Genomic DNA, 17,749 nt, shown 5'->3' on the forward strand with positions numbered 1-17,749 from the left:
ATTCCAGGCTTATTTTTTATTTAGTTCCGAACATCTTATCTGGATCCATAAATGCCGCTAATTCTTCATCATTTTGCGCTTGTGATTCTTCATCTTTAACTGGTTCTAATTCAAAGTAATCACCAAAGTTAATATTGAAGTCATCATCCGAGTCTTGCGCTTCAATAGTATTAATTTGAGACTTTGTATATTGAATTTGACTTTGTTTTTCTTTAAATTCATTATATTCTTCAACTAATCCTTTAGATAAACGTGATGGTAGTGCATCTGTCTTATAGAAAGTATACACGCTGCCCATAAAGTCATTTTTACTCACTAAATAACCATTAAAAACAGTTCCATTGATTGGTAGTTTATTTGTCACTTCTACTTTTGCATCATCCATAAATGAATCATCAATGTTCTTCTGTTCATCTAAAATTGCTAACATACCAAAATGATGTACCTTCGATGCCTCTAAATCTCCATTTTCATTTGTCTTCATCAGGTCAATAGGGTGATGGAATGAACTTCCTTTCAATGATTCTGAGAACATATCTACAATTTCTTCACTGTTTTCAATTTGATTCATATTACGTGAAACCTTATTAATTACTAAACATCCTGTTCTTTCTAGTAAAATTCGTTTAAAGTCCTGAGAATCTAGAATTACTGATGTTCCTGAACCATTTGCAGCTGTGTTTAACTCATGAATAATATCTCCAATACGCTGATTTGCATAGTCTCGTGAGTTTCCAATGCCTTTTTTCTCATTCTCGTTTAATCCTTTAAACTCATCATAGAAATGTTGGTTATCTGCAAATACAACAAATGCAACGCCTTTGGCTGGATCATTAGCTAACTTCCAAATTTCTTGTGAGAATTTATTCACCTGTCTTAGTACATCCGGCCCATCTGCTCTAACTGGAAGTGTAACCACAATACCCATTTTAATAAAATCTTTACGCTCAATAGCATTATTGAAAGCAATTCTTGCATACTTTTGTTGATTTTTTATTAATTCTTCTCTAGGAATTTTCATTGCCATACTTTTAAGTTCTTCAGCAATTACAGGTTTATTATGAAAAGCGGAGAATTCTTCAATTGCTTGAATAATTGTAGATGTACCTGTACCACCACCTAAACCAGCAAAAAATAGTACTAATTCATCAGTTGGTCTAACACGTTCTGTTATAAATTCTTTTAGTTTATCTTTAGCTTCTTCATTAGATTCTAAGACCTTTACAGCACGCTCAGGATTCTTACCTAAACCACCTAATTTTAGTGAAACTTGGTTACTTTTCGGCACATTTTTCAGTTCAGCTAAATCCCCATCATTACTATTCAATGCTAGACAATTATAAACTGCTGTCCCGTCTGTATGCTTGTACTCAGCAAACTTATCTACCATTCTAGTTCCAGCTTGACCAAAACCAACCATAGTCATTTTCACAGCTACTTCGTTTTTCAGAAAGTTTTTTGCCATTATTTTATCTCTCCCTTATTCTCATTACTTTTTTTGCGTTTCCCTAATTCAACTAATACTTGTTGTCCCCTAATAGTTGAAATTAAAAACTTATACGGATGCATAATTTTTTCTGTTATTAATGACATTGAAGCTAAAGTAGCAACACTACCTTCTGCCGATCTTCTTGAAATGTTAGTTCTTTCAAGTTCTAATGAATAGGATTTACCCTTAGGTTTCTTTACTCTCCTATCAATAACAACACTTTCTACTATTTCATTTATTGAGATTCCTCTCATATACTTTGTCTCTTGGTATTGTTTGTTTACTTGTGACCCTATGTAATGAAATACATTGTAGAGTATTTCGTCTTCTTCAATAATGTCTGCAAACATTTCCACAACTTCTTCAGTGAATTTGTTTTGTTTATATTTTTCACTTAATACCTCGTTCAAGTTGTCCCCCCCTTAAAACGTTGGTTAATTATTCCTAAAAATATATTACATCATTGTAAGACGTATATCAAGTCATTATATATAAGTCTTATATTAAGTTGTTATATACAAGACTTATATAATATTTACAAAATGTAAAATCGAAGCAATGTTCTATATATCAATGTTAAATATATAAGACGTACATGAAAGTCGTTTATATAAGCAGTAAATAAAACATGTTAATATGAGGTTTCATATAACTAACAATAACTATTAAATTATAAATATGAGTGCAGTATTTATGTATATTTTTATCTAGAATTATAATTCCAATATATAATACTCCTAAAATAACCTACTATTATCATGGTTATTTCATTTATACGTCTTATATATAAGAACTATATATAAGACGTATAAATAAACACTTATTATTAAAGGATTTATATGCTTTTATATTAATTTCATGTCAATAGAATATTACCACGATTTATTACACGTCCTATTTAAAGGTCTTATATGAAAGACTTATCAATAAAACGTGTATATAGGCCTATAAAAAAGAGTAATACTTCTTAAGTATTACTCTTTTAACTATATAGTTTTATATAAGACACTTAGTTTATTAAACAGATCTTTATGATCCTGCTTCTTTTTCAATAACTCATTTTTCTGTTGGTTGTCTACAGAAAGGAAAGGGGATGTCAATGTCATGTTATATTTCGTTATTTCTTTTATTAATTCCGTAGTTATTTTTGAGATTTGTAGAAATAACACATAAAATTGTGATTCATTTTCATTCATTTGTTTTTCTCTAAAATTAAGTTCTACAAACTTGTCAGTATAACTTGTCAATTTCATATCAATATAATCACTATAACTCACATGTAAAGCCATAAAGCGATTAAACTCTGATAAACTAATTAATTTCTTTGTTAAACATAGATGTACTAAATATATCTTATATACAGCTTTAAATGAAATAACATATTTAGTTCCTTTTTTTATTAACTGGATGTATTCACCGTATCTGTTAATTAAATACCTTAATTTATTAGGTTTCAGTCTCAATAGTCTACTAACTTGTGAAGTATTGTAGATTTTATAAGGATCTAGAGCAGCAAACTGTAATGGGATTATCTCATATTCGTTATTTAATGTGTTAGTTACCATGTTATAAAGAACGTCTGTTTCAAATTCACTTTGTATAATTGTTTTTATTAGCCCATATTCTGTGTTCAAATTCCGCATTTTTTCACCCCTTAAATCAGATTGTAACATGCAAAATATGAAATATACACAATTTTCATTTACTTTATTATGTTTATTTACTTATTTCTTTTATGATGTGATTTTTCCTTCTGATAAACAAATAGCTCTACAGAATTAAATACAATTTTGTTTAATACTTAATATCATCTATGCAAAAGAATATTCACTGTACATTTTATTTATTTTTGTTACTCTACACATATATGACGAGATACATATGCCGAACCCTTTTTTCATTATTAGAGTTCGTCATATGTTCTTTTATCTATGTCGAAGTACAAATGACGAACTCTAATAGTAAATTCTCACTTGATATCATTGATTTTAATTACCCACACCTGATGAAATAATATGTGTTTTTAAACCGAGATTCTATAGGGGATAATGGGTTACTTTTTTGCAAATTTCCGTTAAAATATACACTAATCATTTTTATGTACTGAACTGCTTAATTTATCCAACATTAATTACTTTCATTTCATGACAATCGCAACCGATTTTATTCAGATTCCCGTACATTATTTCCATATCAAGGGAGTGTTTTAAATTGAAAAAATCATTTGATCATGCTGTTAAATATATCGTCGGAGAGAATGACCGTGGAGTTTATTTTAATCGTTCTGACATTTTTACAGTCTTATTTTTATATGAACAACGAACAGTATCTCAAATTCAATTACGAAAATTTTATGAATTGATAAGTGGGGGGCCTATAAGTCGAACTACGTTTTCATCCAAGTTAACTAAGTGGGCAAAAATGAAATTAATAAAAAAAGAAAATATAAGTGTGAGAAAAAAACGTGGCTTTACATTGGATTTCGTTTCTATAGCTTCAAAGGGAGCAGAAATATTATATCTTTTAAAATTAATTACTGACTGCAACACCTCGTTTGTTACCAAAAGGCAATATGAACACAATATAGCTATTACACAATTTGTGCTCAATTTACTTGAAGCAGAATCCCAAAATGAACATACCGGTGCAATTGTAGGTGGTAATGGCGATTATCTTTTTCCATTAAACTCAATTGTGAAGCAAAACTTACATTTACCCAACCTAATGTATTCCGATTCAAATGATGTTTACTTCTTATACGAAGATGAAGAGTATCGCGAAATGTTTCAGCCAGAACTTCAACCCGTTTCCTTCCAACCAGATTTACCTCAACTCGTTTATTCATTTCGTCCATCTAAAGAGTTTTATCCAGACGCAAAGGGAGACCCATTAATCATTCCTGATTGGGTTCTTACATGTAATGATTCTATTATCAATATTGAAGTTGATACAGGAACAGAAAACATTCCATTTCTAAAAAACAAACTTAAAAAATATTTTGATATCGCTGCTTCTAATCCGTCTAAACAGTTTTACGTTTTATTTTCAGTAATCGATGATTCCTATCACACAATTTCTACTTACAAAAAAAGAACTACACGTGTAACAAATTTAAAAAAGGCTTTCAGCAATATACCACGTTTAAGTGTAGTAAATAACCTAAATGTTTACGTGTGCAATATGGGTGGATCTGCACTTGTAATAAATAATATTCTTCAAGAAATTCGCGAAATTAATAGTTTAAACAAAAGTCATTTGCTCAAAAAAATTGCTGAACGTTTAAACATAAATTCTTCTTTCCCTTATTCGGTAGAGTGGATTTCTAATAAAAATAAAATTCAAGTGAAAGGGATTCAACATTCTAAACTACTTGAGCTAACAGATGACATTTTGGTATTACGAAAAAAAGCACCTGATGAAGAAAAAAAATCTTTAGATTACTTAGAAATATTATGTATATTAACAATACTTAAGGTAGGGGAGGTTAACACACACTTTAAATTACAGAAATTATCAGGATTGTTGGCCATGCAAAATCAACACCGAACACTCAACCCAATTAAGATTTTGGGGATATATGAAGCGGATGAATTAGAGCATGGGCAGCAAGCCATTTTTACTGATCTGTATCACAATTCCATAGCACCAGAGAATATATTATTGGCTACTTCTGCTGAATTGCTTAATTTCACCGCTGCTTTTTATTCGTTAAAAGAGAGGGTGAAACAAGAATTTGGAGAATGCAGTTCAAAAGAATGCTGAACTCAATAATGCACCAAGTAATGGGGAGGATCCAAAAACCGAAAAGAGCAAAAAAAATTCCTATATAGTGACAATCGACATTACAAAAAGCTGGAAATATCGTTTAGCAGCCCGCTCATCTTACTATGTTGTGACATTACTACTTCTGCTAGCTTGGTATTTTGCTTTTAGAGGAATTTATAAATACGCTTCTTTCTGGTTCATACAAATGGGGGCTCCATTACCTACTTTAAGTATCTTCGGTAATCCGTTTAAAACTAATTATTACATTGAAACCTTTTTTAGCTTTTGGATTTTAATTTATACTTGGAAACTATCAACCAAAGTTAAGACCTATCAGGAGATAAAGCGTCGATTGTTTATTTTCTCGATGATGTTAATTGGTATAGTTGCCCAGTACTTATGGGCGTTTAGTGTTCCATTAGCTAAGATATTTATTCCATTCTTACATTCGAAAGCTGGAGAGGTTTCACTAAATGACAAAGGATTAGAGGATACTATACTTTCAAATTTTAGTAATATCATGTACCTTGTATTTGCTATACCTGTAATTATTATTATTCTCGTACTCTTATGGCTCTTTAAGATTTTTTATGAACATAAAAAAGAGCTTATAGATGAATTCGGAAAATGGGAATACGTATTTAAAATACCTGGTTGGATGCTTTCCTTTTTGAATGATGATTGTCAACGGAAACTTGCTACTTCATTACACAAATTTTTCACTGAAAAAAATCCATCAAAATTGCCAGAACCTGATATATTTCTTGGTCCTAACAGTGCTACACGGGAAATGGCAGTTATACAGGGCAAGTCTCTAACGCTTAATATAATGATCATCGGTAACATTGGTACTGGGAAATCAGCTGCACTAGGTTTGCCAATTGCCAATCAAATTCTTGACTATATGGCTTCAATGATTAATAACTTTAAAACCTTATATGCAAGAAAAGATTATCATTCAGAGGATGTAAAAGGAACACAGGTTAATGGTCTTACAGTTATCGAGCCATCTAATGACTTCTGCGAAAAAGTATATAAATTGGTATTAGCACACAAGATTCCCGAAAGTGTTATTTTCTATTTAGACCCAACAAATCCTGATACCCCTTCAATAAATTTTGTACATGGTCCAGTTGATAAGGTTGCTGAGATGTTATGTTCAATATTAACGGGTCTCTCTGATAATGGCGCAGGAAATCCGTTTTTCGTTCAATCTGAGCGTTCTCATCTTAAACAACATATTTATTTGTTAAAACTCCATGATTCTAATTTTGAAGCTAGATTTGAGCATTTAATTGATATGTATAATGATGCTAATCTCGTGTTTGAGATGCATCTCAAATTAAAAGAACGACTTCCAAATGATATTGAATCCATTCCAGATAGGGATGAACGAAACCATTTCCGCATAATGAAACAAGTTGATGAATGGTTTGATTTAAATTATATTCCTGAAATTTCTGGTGGCCGTGGGGGAGGGGAAGTTGTTTATCATACTGAAGGGAAATACTATGGTCAACCCAAGATAATTGATAAACAAGAAACTTTTGTTCGCGGTTTACGAAACACATTAAATGATATTTCTGCTCAACCTCTGCTCCGACGTGTTTTATGTGGTCCATCGGATTTTGATTTTGAGAAGCATTTGGAATTTGGAGGTATTCTGTTAGTCAATACAGCGAAAGGGGAACTTTCTGATTTATCTGATGTATTCGGTAAATTGTGTTTATATGCCGTACAGAACGCTGTTTTCCGTCGTAAGCCTAACGTATCTCCTTATCATCCGGTTTTAGTCGATGAGTTTGCGGATTACATTTATAAAGCATTTAAAAGTTTTCCTGCTCAATCACGTAAATATAAAGCACCTTTAATTGTTATTGCACAAACCATTAGTCAATTAGCAATTGAACATGGCCCAAGATTCATGGATATCCTGTTAGGAACATTTCGTAATAAACTTGTTTATGGTGATGTTACAAATGAAGATGCTAAATTGTTTAGTAAGCTAATGGGTACGAAAACAATTTATGAGGCACGTGAAGGTGATCAAGAAATTGATATGGTAACTGCAGAAACGAAAACTCAAAGTACACGAAGAACATCCTACTCTTATTCGAAACTAGAGGTACCCATTCTTTCTGAAAATGATATCTTAATTCAAAAAGCATTCCAGTGTGCGGCTAAAATTGTAAAAGATAATGCTCCACAAGGAGGAATACAAGTAAATGCTAACTTTGTTCCTGCCTCTGAGTTTAAAACAGCTAAGATTCAAGTTGATACAGAAGCAGCTGCTTATTGGTTAAAAATTCGTGAAGAGTCATTGAATGTGGAAACTAAATATAATGATTATGTCACAGATACAAATGTTGATAGTGAAGAAGCTGTAATTGAGGAATTGAGTACACCTAAAACAGCACCTACTGCAATAGAAGGCTGGTTACAAACGTTAAATCCTGATACTTACGATTTTTATAATAATGAAGATGATACAGACAATGAAGGAGAGTTAACTAATAGTCAGTCTGTGCAAGATTACTCAAGAAATTCTGCTCCTAAACTAGAAAAGGAAAACAGTATAGCATCAATTGCTACTTCTAATAAAACAGAACCCGAAAAAATTAATGAAGTAATCGATGTTCAAAAAGAAAATGTACCAGATACAAGTAAACATAGAGAACCTATTGAACTTAACAACAAAACATCAGTTATTACTGAAACTCCAATAGAAGTGCCAAGGGCGAAGCATACACCACAATATAGAGAACCTGCTTACACATCAACTGTTACCCATAATCAGCAGGAGCAGGAAATTCAACGAACTGCAGAAATCAATGGTAAAAATACAACATCTAACTTAACAATGCAATGGTTACAACAAATGGCTGCCACTGTTCCTCAAGAAGAAGAAAATACATTACCTTTAGATGAAATGGAAGGTGGCTCTCGTCTTCGCAATCGTAAAGTAGCAGAAGTAACTCCAGAAAGTGCGGCAATTAAGGATAAACTCAGTCAATATATCGAAGGTGACATTGATCATAATTGATGCACTAAGCATATAACGAATATTTATAACGGTAAAAAGGTGTGGGTTGTATACTCATACCTTTTTATTATTTCATATTCCACTTTCCGCAAGAAGACCATTTCTTTATGCTAAAATTTAATTGAGTTTGTGTAGAAACAGAAAATGGATTAAATATTAAGGGTTGGAGGAATGACATTGGAAATAGCCAAATTAAATTTGCCCATTGATAGTATGCACTTTTTACTTAAGCATCAAATTAAAGGAAATGAATTCGAATGTCTCAATGTAGAATTTTACACCTATTCAAATGGTTTTCTTTTAGATGTAGTGGAATGGACAAAACAAAATGATTTTTCTTTATCAATATTGGATAAAGAATATACAGAAGCGTTTTTAGCGAGTTTAGAGAAGTTTAAACCATACCTTGTTATTGGGAGTAATATAGATTCAGGTAATCTAATTACTATCTACCAGCCCACAGGCGAGATATATGAGCTAGAGCATGAAATTACAGAAAGAGTAGAAAGATATTTTGTTAATTCTTCTATAGAGAAAATGCATTCCTGCTTCAATTGCTTTAAAAAGTATTGGATTCAGCTAATAGGGCAGGGGCACTACAAAGATTGTGATCTAATAAAGACTTTTCATGATTTGAAGAACAAATTAGTCGAGCTTGATAATAACATATTAATTAATGATGATAACTACAATAGACACTTTTGGAATTGTTTATATCACAACAAGTTAAACTTCTTTTTAAAGAAATCAAACAAAATATAGATTATTTCTAATGAGGGATACTTACATGAAATAAACTTTATATCAAAGTAAAAACAATTTTTTTTAGAAACAAAAGCAGATAATAGGAAATCTCCTTACTGGTTAAAACTTTCACTAAATAAAAAACAGTAAGGAGTGTTTTCTTAATCCCGCATTGCACCTGCTTCTCGGGAAGTCATTGCTCCTTGTCCTTCCCTTACATCATTTTGAATTTCTTGTTTCACTTTTTGCGCATCAGTTTCTGCAAAATTTGGTTTCATAATAGAACCAGACGTTTCTATATCTTTTTTATCCTGTTGCATACAAACCCTCCTGACTTTAATATTTGCAAATCTTATTATGTACAAAAGGACACATGGTATCCACCGAACAATCGAGCGCGTTTATGGATTAATACAGGCAGAATATGAACAAATTAAAAAGAAGCAGGTACCTCTCCATTTTTAAAAGGTATCTGCTTCTCTTTACATTGACTCTATAATCATTTGTCTTTCATACCACTTGTTTAGTTTTTCATTAACACTTTTTGAAATACGCTTCATTTTGTTATTACAGAATCTTGATAGCGTAGCAGGGGATAGACCTATTTCATCAGCTATTTCACGCATTGTTTTATTTTGATGCATATGCTGATACATAATTTTTTCTCGTATCATATCTTCTGATCCTTCAGGAGTTTGTTTTACAGTCTCTGCAATATAATGGTCCTCCGGATTCTCTTGCATACCTATTGCTTTTTTCTTTACCATACTATCTATATTATTCATCAATTCTTTTGGTGGTAAGATAATGATTCCTAATTTTGAATAGTAATTCTTAAACCAATTACGTTCTCCTATCTTTGTTTCATCCAATTCCTCTGCATACGCCCAATGTGAAATTACATTTTCTTTTTCTAAATCAATTAAAACATTTTCTAGTTGTTCACGAATTCGAGTTGGGCGACCCTTTGTGGTTGTAATACCCATTACAGATAGTAAACCTTTTTCTCCACCAATGGAGTATGGTCTTTTTAAAGTACTGTATTGTTGACGGATTCGCCACTGCCAGGATAAATAACGTATTAAACGTTTATGAAACTTGTGTCTATAGCTATTATACTCTAATGCTTTTTTGGATAATAAAGCAGTTGTGCTATTAGATCCATACAAATAGCCCGATAAAAAACTACCTGGTTTAATCTTACAGGATTCTATCCCCATATATTCATTAGTATTCTTATCTCTCCATAACACTACAGAGTCCAGCACGAATAGCCTTTTGATTACTTCACGTTTTACTTCAAATTTTTCCCCAGTTTCAGCTTGATCGTTCAATACTACAACTTCATTATCATCATTCAAATAAATAAAGATGCTTGCTAACGCTGCAATACGTTGCGCTACTTTTATCTTATCTTCTGCACGATAATACTCTACACCGTTTGCTGAGGCTTTCGGCATATTACATAATTCCAACACATTTTCATAACTAAAATCTATGAATTCATCTGGAGATTTAGCTTGATTTAACCATTGTATTGTAATGGTATCCAAACAGTCTGCTGTAAGATCATCCATATTACTAATTACTCCATCAACTAATATAGACCATCTTTCTGCTTCGTTTGTATTCACTAATCTCAAATCCTCATCCTTATGTGAAGATAGTTGTGCAACTCCGCTTGAATTTTTTGTTTCTAATGGCAGTACCGGTTTTGCTACTGCTTCATCTTCCTCAAAATGATTTTTTGCTATTCCATCACGTAATTGATAGTACATTGCGTCATTGGTTACAGGATAGTAATCATCAGATATATCTTCTATATGTTCTGTTACCTGACTATCTTCAAAAATTGAAATTTGAGTTGGTTCAACTGCTTCAACTTTTTCTCCAAATTCTTGTTCAATGATCTTATCTAGTACATTTTGAATCTCAATTTTATATTTATTCAGATTGGCATAAATGTTTAACAACGATATTCCTTGCTCTTGTTTCTGACCTAACCAAGAAACAAGTGTCGAAAAGGAAGGGGACATATTAGCTGATGTTACTAATTTATCGTGATTCTCTTGTACTTCTTTATAATATTTATTCCATTTGGCCCATAACTGCTTATTTTCTTCATAAATTGGAGCAGCAAGTAGGAGGGCATCACTAAACAATGCTAACACTTTCTCCATATTTAAATACCTCCTAACAATATTAATTACAAATATAATTTGAATCTTAAAAATGTGAAACGTCATAGCTATATGATGGCTATATAACCTTTAAGTTGAAATATTATCAGAATAATCCGCACATTTGTTGATTTTTACTCGTTCTATTGTGGATCATTTAAATTCTCTTTACTTGTCTTTAATTATATAAAACTGCTTCTATTTGTAAAATCATTACTTTACAATACAATTTCAATTTTTAAAAGTGTTTAATGCTCAAATTCAGTTACTGTTACATTTTTAACATCTATATTTTTGATTCAAAAAGTTGTAAACCCGAGTGGTAAATAGGTTGATGTAAGTCCTTGAATATCGTATTCTTCAGTTTTCCATTCCCTAAATCTTCTTCATCAACAATAATAGTTTTTGGGGCGACTCGATTTGTTAGCTTGATAATTACGGGGCTTTCCTCTAAAAGGACCAAAGCAAACAATAAAAGCGCTTGCATAATTAAAAATCCGAGTTATAATACTTGTATACAAGTATACTTGATTAACATGAGGTGAATTTATGGCGAAATCAATGGAATTTCTTTATCCTGAAAAATGGCTTTCAAAAGCCTCTACAGGTGATCGTGTTGCGAGCGAACTGAGAATGCGCATTATTGCAGGGGAAATTGAAAGCGGTACCATCCTGTCGGAAAATAAATTAGCTGCCGATTTTTCTGTAAGTCGGTCACCCGTTCGTGAAGCATTAAAAGTACTAGCTTCTGAAAATATTATTCGCTTAGAAAGAATGGGCGCAGTTGTCATTGGTTTAACCGAGAAAGAAATCGAAGAAATATATGATGTTCGTTTACTTATAGAAAAGTTTATCTTTGAGCGACTTGTAAAGATGGACACAAATGATTTAGTAAGAGAACTAAATAAAATAATGGAAATGATGAAAATCGCCATTAAATATCATGATTCTGATGAGTTTTCTTATCAAGATCTTTTATTCCATGAAACGATTATTCTAACCATTGAGCATTCCTACATCCTGATGATTTGGAATAATTTAAAGCCTGTTATGGAAAGCTTAATCCTTTTATCAATGCGTACTCGTTTCAAGGAAAAGTACGAAGACTTTGAACGGGTTATTAAAAATCATGAGCTTTATATAAAAGCAATCGAATCAAAAGATCGAGCCCTCATGATTGAGGCCTTACATCTAAACTTTGATGATGTTCAAGGGAAAGTTGAAGATTTCTGGATGTCACAACAAATGTTATCTAAAGGAGTAGAGCAAGGACATGAGTAGCTATATGTTAGGTATAGATATCGGTACAACAAGTACGAAAGCAGTTTTATTTACTAAAAAAGGCGAAGTCATCCAAACCGAGAATATTGGTTATCCACTTCGCACACCGGATATATCCACAGCGGAACAAGATCCAGAAGAGATTTTCCAAGCTGTTTTACAAGCAATATCAAATATAACGAAACAGCATTCAGATAAAAAACCATCGTTTATTTCATTTAGCAGTGCTATGCATAGTGTCATTGCTATGGATGAAAATGATCAGCCGCTGACACCTTGTATCACTTGGGCAGATAATCGTAGTGAGGCATGGGCACATAAAATCAAAGATGAACTGAATGGCCATGAAATTTATAGACGAACAGGAACACCTATTCACCCAATGTCACCATTAAGTAAAATTACATGGATTGTGAATGATCATCCGGAAATTGCTATTAGAACGAAAAAATATATTGGAATCAAAGAATATATCTTCAAACAATTCTTTGATCAATATGTTGTTGATCATTCCATCGCCTCGTGCATGGGTATGATGAACTTAAAAACACTAGATTGGGATGAGGAAGCTTTAAAAATTGCTGGTATAACACCAGATCAATTATCTGAACTCGTACCAACCACCCAAATATTTAGCAACTGCAATCCAGATTTAGCCCAAAAGATTGGTATCGATTCACAAACACCGTTTGTCATTGGTGCCAGTGATGGGGTGCTTTCTAATCTAGGTGTGAATGCAATTCGAAAAGGTGAGATTGCTGTCACAATTGGAACCAGTGGTGCTATTCGGACCATCATTGATAAACCACAAACAGATAAAAAAGGAAGAATATTTTGTTATGCCTTAACGGAAAAGCATTGGGTAATTGGTGGACCGGTAAACAATGGAGGGATGGTCCTTCGCTGGATTCGTGATGAACTTGCTTCATCAGAAGTAGAAACTGCGAAAAGACTAGGAATTGATCCATACGATGTATTAACTAAAATAGCTGAACGCGTGAGACCTGGTGCAGACGGATTATTATTCCATCCATACCTCGCAGGGGAACGTGCACCATTATGGAATCCAGATGTACGTGGCTCCTTCTTCGGTTTAACGATGTCACATAAGAAGGAACATATGATACGTGCAGCTTTAGAAGGCGTTATATATAATTTATACACTGTATTTTTAGCATTAACCGAATGCATGGATGGTCCTGTAACTCGTATTCAAGCAACAGGCGGCTTCGCAAGGTCTGACGTTTGGCGACAGATGATGTCTGATATTTTCGCATCTGAAGTCGTTGTTCCAAAGAGCTACGAAAGCTCTTGTCTAGGTGCATGTATATTAGGTCTCTATGCCACAGGAAAAATTGATTCTTTTGAAATCGTTTCCGAAATGGTTGGGAGTACCTACAAACATACACCGAAAGAAGAAGCAACAAAAGAATACAGACAATTACTGCCGATATTTATTAACCTATCAAGGGCGCTAGAAGATGATTATACACGAATTGCAAATTATCAAAGAAATTTAATAAAGTAAAATTTTCATGAGTAATTCCCCACGCCTCGCTTCTATCTAAATCTTGAGGTGGGGGGCCTTACTTCCCGCGAATAGTGGGATAAATACAAATACAGCTAAGATTAGGGGGGAACTACGATGCCATTAGTCATTGTAGCAATTGGGATTTTAGCATTACTTTTACTGATTATGCGCTTTAAATTAAATACCTTTATTTCATTAATCATTGTATCGGTCGGGGTTGCTTTAGCACTTGGAATGCCACCAGAAAAGATTTTTAAAACCATTGAAGCGGGATTAGGCGGAACACTTGGTCATTTAGCACTCGTTTTTGGACTTGGTGCGATGTTAGGTAAGTTGCTTTCAGATTCTGGGGGCGCACAACGCATCGCCATGACACTTGTGAAGAAATTTGGTGAAAAGAACATTCAATGGGCTGTTGTGACTGCCTCATTTATTATCGGGATTGCATTATTTTTTGAAGTAGGATTAGTATTATTAATTCCAATTATATTTGCGATTTCAAGAGAATTAAAAGTTTCTATCTTATATCTCGGTATTTCGATGGCAGCAGCTTTATCTGTAACACACGGATTTTTACCGCCACACCCAGGACCAACTGCTATCGCTGGTGAATTGCATGCAAACATCGGTGAAGTATTACTTTACGGCTTTATGATAGCGGTTCCAACGGTTGTGTTAGCTGGACCTGTATTTACTAAACTTGCAAAAAAACTAGTACCTGAGGCGTTCACAAAAACCGGTAATATCAAATCTTTGGGTGAGCAGAAAGTATTTAAACTTGAAGAAACTCCTGGCTTTGGAATCAGTGTTTTTACCGCTTTACTGCCTGTTCTTTTAATGGCAGTCGCTACAATTATTACTTTGCTGCAAAAAACAATGGGATTCAAAGATAATAGTTTACTAGCAACGATCGAGTTTATTGGGAATGCGGATACTGCCATGTTGATATCCTTACTAGTTGCAATCTATACAATGGGATTGGCAAGAAATATTCCAATCAAAAACGTGATGGAATCATGTACAACAGCAATCTCTAATATTGGGATGATGCTTTTAATTATTGGTGGAGGCGGCGCTTTCAAACAAGTATTAATTGATGGCGGCGTTGGTAACTATGTAGCCGAATTATTCAAAGGAACTTCATTATCACCGATCTTGCTCGCATGGATTATCGCTGCCATCTTACGTATTTCATTGGGGTCTGCTACGGTTGCTGCATTAACAACTGTCGGTTTAGTGATTCCGATGTTAGGTCAATCTGATGTTAACCTTGCTTTAGTTGTCCTTGCAACAGGGGCTGGTAGTTTAATTGCTTCACACGTGAACGATGCTGGTTTCTGGATGTTCAAAGAGTACTTTGGTTTAAGCATGAAAGAAACATTCGCAACATGGACTTTACTTGAGACTATCGTTTCTGTTGCCGGATTAGGGTTTACTTTATTATTAAGTTTATTTGTATAGATCTTTCTAAACAGTAAAAGGGATACGGAAGCTGTTAAATGTGATTTTTCATAATTAACCGGTTATTTTTCATGATTGATTAATAAGGATGAAAATTTCTCTTTATTTTTTAGCTTGATAGTGATGTACCGTGTCCCTATAACCTTTTGCACGAATACTGGCGGAGCCTATTGAAATGAAAAAGATTGATTATTTGATTAAAGTGTTATTTTAGGTATATATACTATAATACAGAGTAACATACATGGAAAGGAACGATGGAATATGGAAAAGTTACAAATTGGAGTTGTTGGTGTGGGCGTTATGGGAAAAAGCCTCGCACTTAACTTTGAGAGCAAAGGGTATTCTGTTGCCCTATATGATATTTCGAAGGAAAAAGTTGATGAAATTATTGAGGAAAACCGTGGTAAAAACTTAGTTGGTACTCATATAGTTGAAGAGTTTGTTAACTCACTTGAATCACCTAGAAAGATTTTATTAATGGTTAATGCAGGGGAAATTACAGATAAGGCGATTGATTCTCTAGTCCCTCACCTCGATAAAGGTGATATTTTAATTGACGGTGGTAATACATACTTTGTCGATACAATTCGCCGAAACAAACGTCTTGCCGAAGAAGGAATCAATTTCATCGGGGCAGGTGTGTCAGGCGGCGAAGAGGGTGCATTGAAGGGACCATCTATTATGCCAGGCGGACAGAAGGATGCATACGAAAAAGTAAAGGATATGCTTGAAAACATCTCTGCAAAAGTGAATAACGAGCCTTGCTGTTCTTATATCGGACCTAATGGGGCAGGCCACTATGTAAAGATGGTTCACAACGGTATTGAGTATGGAGATATGCAATTAATTTGTGAAGCATATTTCTTCTTGAAACAAACACTTGATTTGACGGCAGAAGAGTTCCATGAAATATTTGCTGAATGGAATAAAGGTGAACTGAACAGTTATCTAATTGAGATTACAGCCGATATCTTTAAGAAGAAAGATGAAGAAACTGGTAAGCCATTAGTGGATGTTATTCTTGATACTGCAGGACAAAAGGGTACAGGGAAATGGACAAGTCAAAGCGCACTTGATTTAGGTATCTCTCTTCCTATTATCACGGAATCTGTATTTGCACGTTGTATATCTGCTTTAAAAGAAGAGCGCGTGAACGCAAGCAAAGTTTTATCTGGCCCTAAAGATAAAACAGCGATTGGAGTTGAAAAAGCTGAATTAATTGAAGCAGTGCGCCAAGCTTTATATATGAGTAAAATTTGTTCTTATGCACAAGGATTCACGCAATTGAAGGCAGCTTCTGAGGAATATGATTGGAACCTTGATTTTGGCAGCATTTCTATGCTTTGGAGAGGCGGATGCATTATCCGTGCTGCCTTTTTACAGAACATTAAAGAGGCTTATGAGACAAACACTGACCTACCGAACCTTTTACTTGATCCATACTTTAAAGAAATTGTAGAGTCATATCAAGGCGGATTACGCCAAATTATCTCAATGGCGGTACAACAGGGCATTCCGATACCTGCATTTTCAGCAGCAATTTCTTATTATGACAGCTATCGTACTGCTAAACTACCTGCAAACTTGTTACAAGCGCAGCGCGATTATTTTGGAGCGCATACGTATAAACGAGTAGATAAAGAAGGTACATTCCATACAAAATGGATATAAAATAAGAAATGGACTAAGATTAAATTCTTAGTCCATTTTTTCATTCCACAATTCGTATGCTATAAGACTCCCACTGATGGAAGTACACTTTAAACGAATGTATGAATCAAAATGCGTTTATTTTTCCCATTTAGATGAAAACCACATAACCTTTAATTTGAAATGTTATCTGAATAATCCTCACAATTGTTGGTTTTCACACGTTTTATTGTGGATCATTTAAATTCCCTTTACTTGTCTTTAATTATATAAAACTGCTTCTTATTTGAAACTGCATAGCCTTATCTTGGCTATTACTTCTTACTTGAAACTATATAGCCTTATCTTGGCTATAAGCCCTTATTTGAAACTATATAGCCTTATCTTGGCTATTACTTCTTACTTGAAATTGTATAGCTTTATCGTGGCTATAAGCTCTTATTTGAAACTATATAGCCTTATCTTGGCTATTACTTCTTACTTGAAACTACATAGCCTTATCTTGGCTATTACTTCTTACTTGAAACTATATAGCCTTATCTTGGCTATTACTTCTTACTTGAAACTACATAGCCTTATCGCGGCTATTACTTCTTACTTGA

12 protein-coding genes are annotated in these 17,749 nt (G+C 33.5%); 7 read left to right on the forward strand and 5 right to left on the reverse strand.

Going from position 1 to position 17,749, the window contains the following annotated elements:
* Positions 1-16: 16 nt before the first annotated feature.
* The 3 genes from ACTFRY_RS28160 to ACTFRY_RS28170 all read right to left on the reverse strand — a co-directional run bounded on the left by ACTFRY_RS28160 (position 17) and on the right by ACTFRY_RS28170 (position 3,162).
* Complete coding sequence (locus ACTFRY_RS28160; protein ID WP_001097025.1) at positions 17-1,465, reverse strand: cell division protein FtsZ; 1,449 nt, start codon at positions 1,463-1,465, stop codon at positions 17-19.
* A complete protein-coding gene (locus ACTFRY_RS28165; RefSeq protein ID WP_001006720.1) occupies positions 1,465-1,899 on the reverse strand; it encodes a hypothetical protein in 435 nt (144 codons plus the stop codon). The genes ACTFRY_RS28160 and ACTFRY_RS28165 overlap by 1 nt, the downstream gene beginning before the upstream one ends.
* A 576-nt stretch (positions 1,900-2,475) precedes the next feature.
* Positions 2,476-3,162: a hypothetical protein gene (locus ACTFRY_RS28170; RefSeq protein WP_048538513.1), complete on the reverse strand. Its 687-nt coding sequence runs from the start codon at positions 3,160-3,162 to the stop codon at positions 2,476-2,478.
* Positions 3,163-3,700: 538 nt separating this feature from the next.
* On the opposite strand from ACTFRY_RS28170, the gene ACTFRY_RS28175 reads away from it, so the two are divergent.
* The 3 genes from ACTFRY_RS28175 to ACTFRY_RS28185 all read left to right on the forward strand — a co-directional run bounded on the left by ACTFRY_RS28175 (position 3,701) and on the right by ACTFRY_RS28185 (position 9,059).
* A complete protein-coding gene (locus ACTFRY_RS28175; RefSeq protein ID WP_098617061.1) occupies positions 3,701-5,251 on the forward strand; it encodes a replication-relaxation family protein in 1,551 nt (516 codons plus the stop codon).
* Complete coding sequence (locus ACTFRY_RS28180) at positions 5,223-8,297, forward strand: type IV secretory system conjugative DNA transfer family protein (RefSeq protein WP_098617062.1); 3,075 nt, start codon at positions 5,223-5,225, stop codon at positions 8,295-8,297. The genes ACTFRY_RS28175 and ACTFRY_RS28180 overlap by 29 nt, the downstream gene beginning before the upstream one ends.
* Before the next feature lie 171 nt (positions 8,298-8,468).
* On the forward strand, positions 8,469-9,059 hold the full coding sequence (locus ACTFRY_RS28185; protein ID WP_098617063.1) for an SUKH-4 family immunity protein: 591 nt from the start codon (positions 8,469-8,471) through the stop codon (positions 9,057-9,059).
* Positions 9,060-9,202: 143 nt separating this feature from the next.
* On the opposite strand, the gene ACTFRY_RS28190 is transcribed toward ACTFRY_RS28185, so the two are convergent.
* Together ACTFRY_RS28190 and ACTFRY_RS28195 are read right to left on the reverse strand one after the other, a co-directional pair.
* On the reverse strand, positions 9,203-9,361 hold the full coding sequence (locus ACTFRY_RS28190) for a hypothetical protein (protein ID WP_001183576.1): 159 nt from the start codon (positions 9,359-9,361) through the stop codon (positions 9,203-9,205).
* A gap of 162 nt (positions 9,362-9,523) precedes the next feature.
* Positions 9,524-11,221 (reverse strand): helix-turn-helix domain-containing protein, encoded by a 1,698-nt coding sequence (locus ACTFRY_RS28195; RefSeq protein ID WP_000416748.1) that lies wholly within the window; start codon positions 11,219-11,221, stop codon positions 9,524-9,526.
* 549 nt (positions 11,222-11,770) lie between these two features.
* On the opposite strand from ACTFRY_RS28195, the gene gntR reads away from it, so the two are divergent.
* From gntR to gndA, 4 genes are all read left to right on the forward strand, one after another.
* Positions 11,771-12,502 (forward strand): gluconate operon transcriptional repressor GntR, encoded by a 732-nt coding sequence (gene gntR, locus ACTFRY_RS28200; RefSeq protein WP_001130025.1) that lies wholly within the window; start codon positions 11,771-11,773, stop codon positions 12,500-12,502.
* Positions 12,495-14,030 (forward strand): gluconokinase, encoded by a 1,536-nt coding sequence (gene gntK, locus ACTFRY_RS28205; protein ID WP_098617065.1) that lies wholly within the window; start codon positions 12,495-12,497, stop codon positions 14,028-14,030. Before gntR ends, gntK begins: the two co-directional genes overlap by 8 nt.
* A gap of 117 nt (positions 14,031-14,147) precedes the next feature.
* Complete coding sequence (gntP, locus tag ACTFRY_RS28210) at positions 14,148-15,494, forward strand: gluconate permease GntP (protein WP_098617066.1); 1,347 nt, start codon at positions 14,148-14,150, stop codon at positions 15,492-15,494.
* 264 nt (positions 15,495-15,758) lie between these two features.
* The gene (gene gndA, locus ACTFRY_RS28215; RefSeq protein ID WP_000413550.1) at positions 15,759-17,168 is read left to right on the forward strand and encodes an NADP-dependent phosphogluconate dehydrogenase; all 1,410 of its coding nucleotides are present in this window, start codon (positions 15,759-15,761) and stop codon (positions 17,166-17,168) included.
* The last annotated feature ends 581 nt before the right edge of the window (positions 17,169-17,749 follow it).

The sequence above is a fragment of the Bacillus cereus group sp. MYBK195-1 genome, from assembly GCF_051916605.1.
Taxonomy (GTDB): domain Bacteria; phylum Bacillota; class Bacilli; order Bacillales; family Bacillaceae_G; genus Bacillus_A; species Bacillus_A cereus.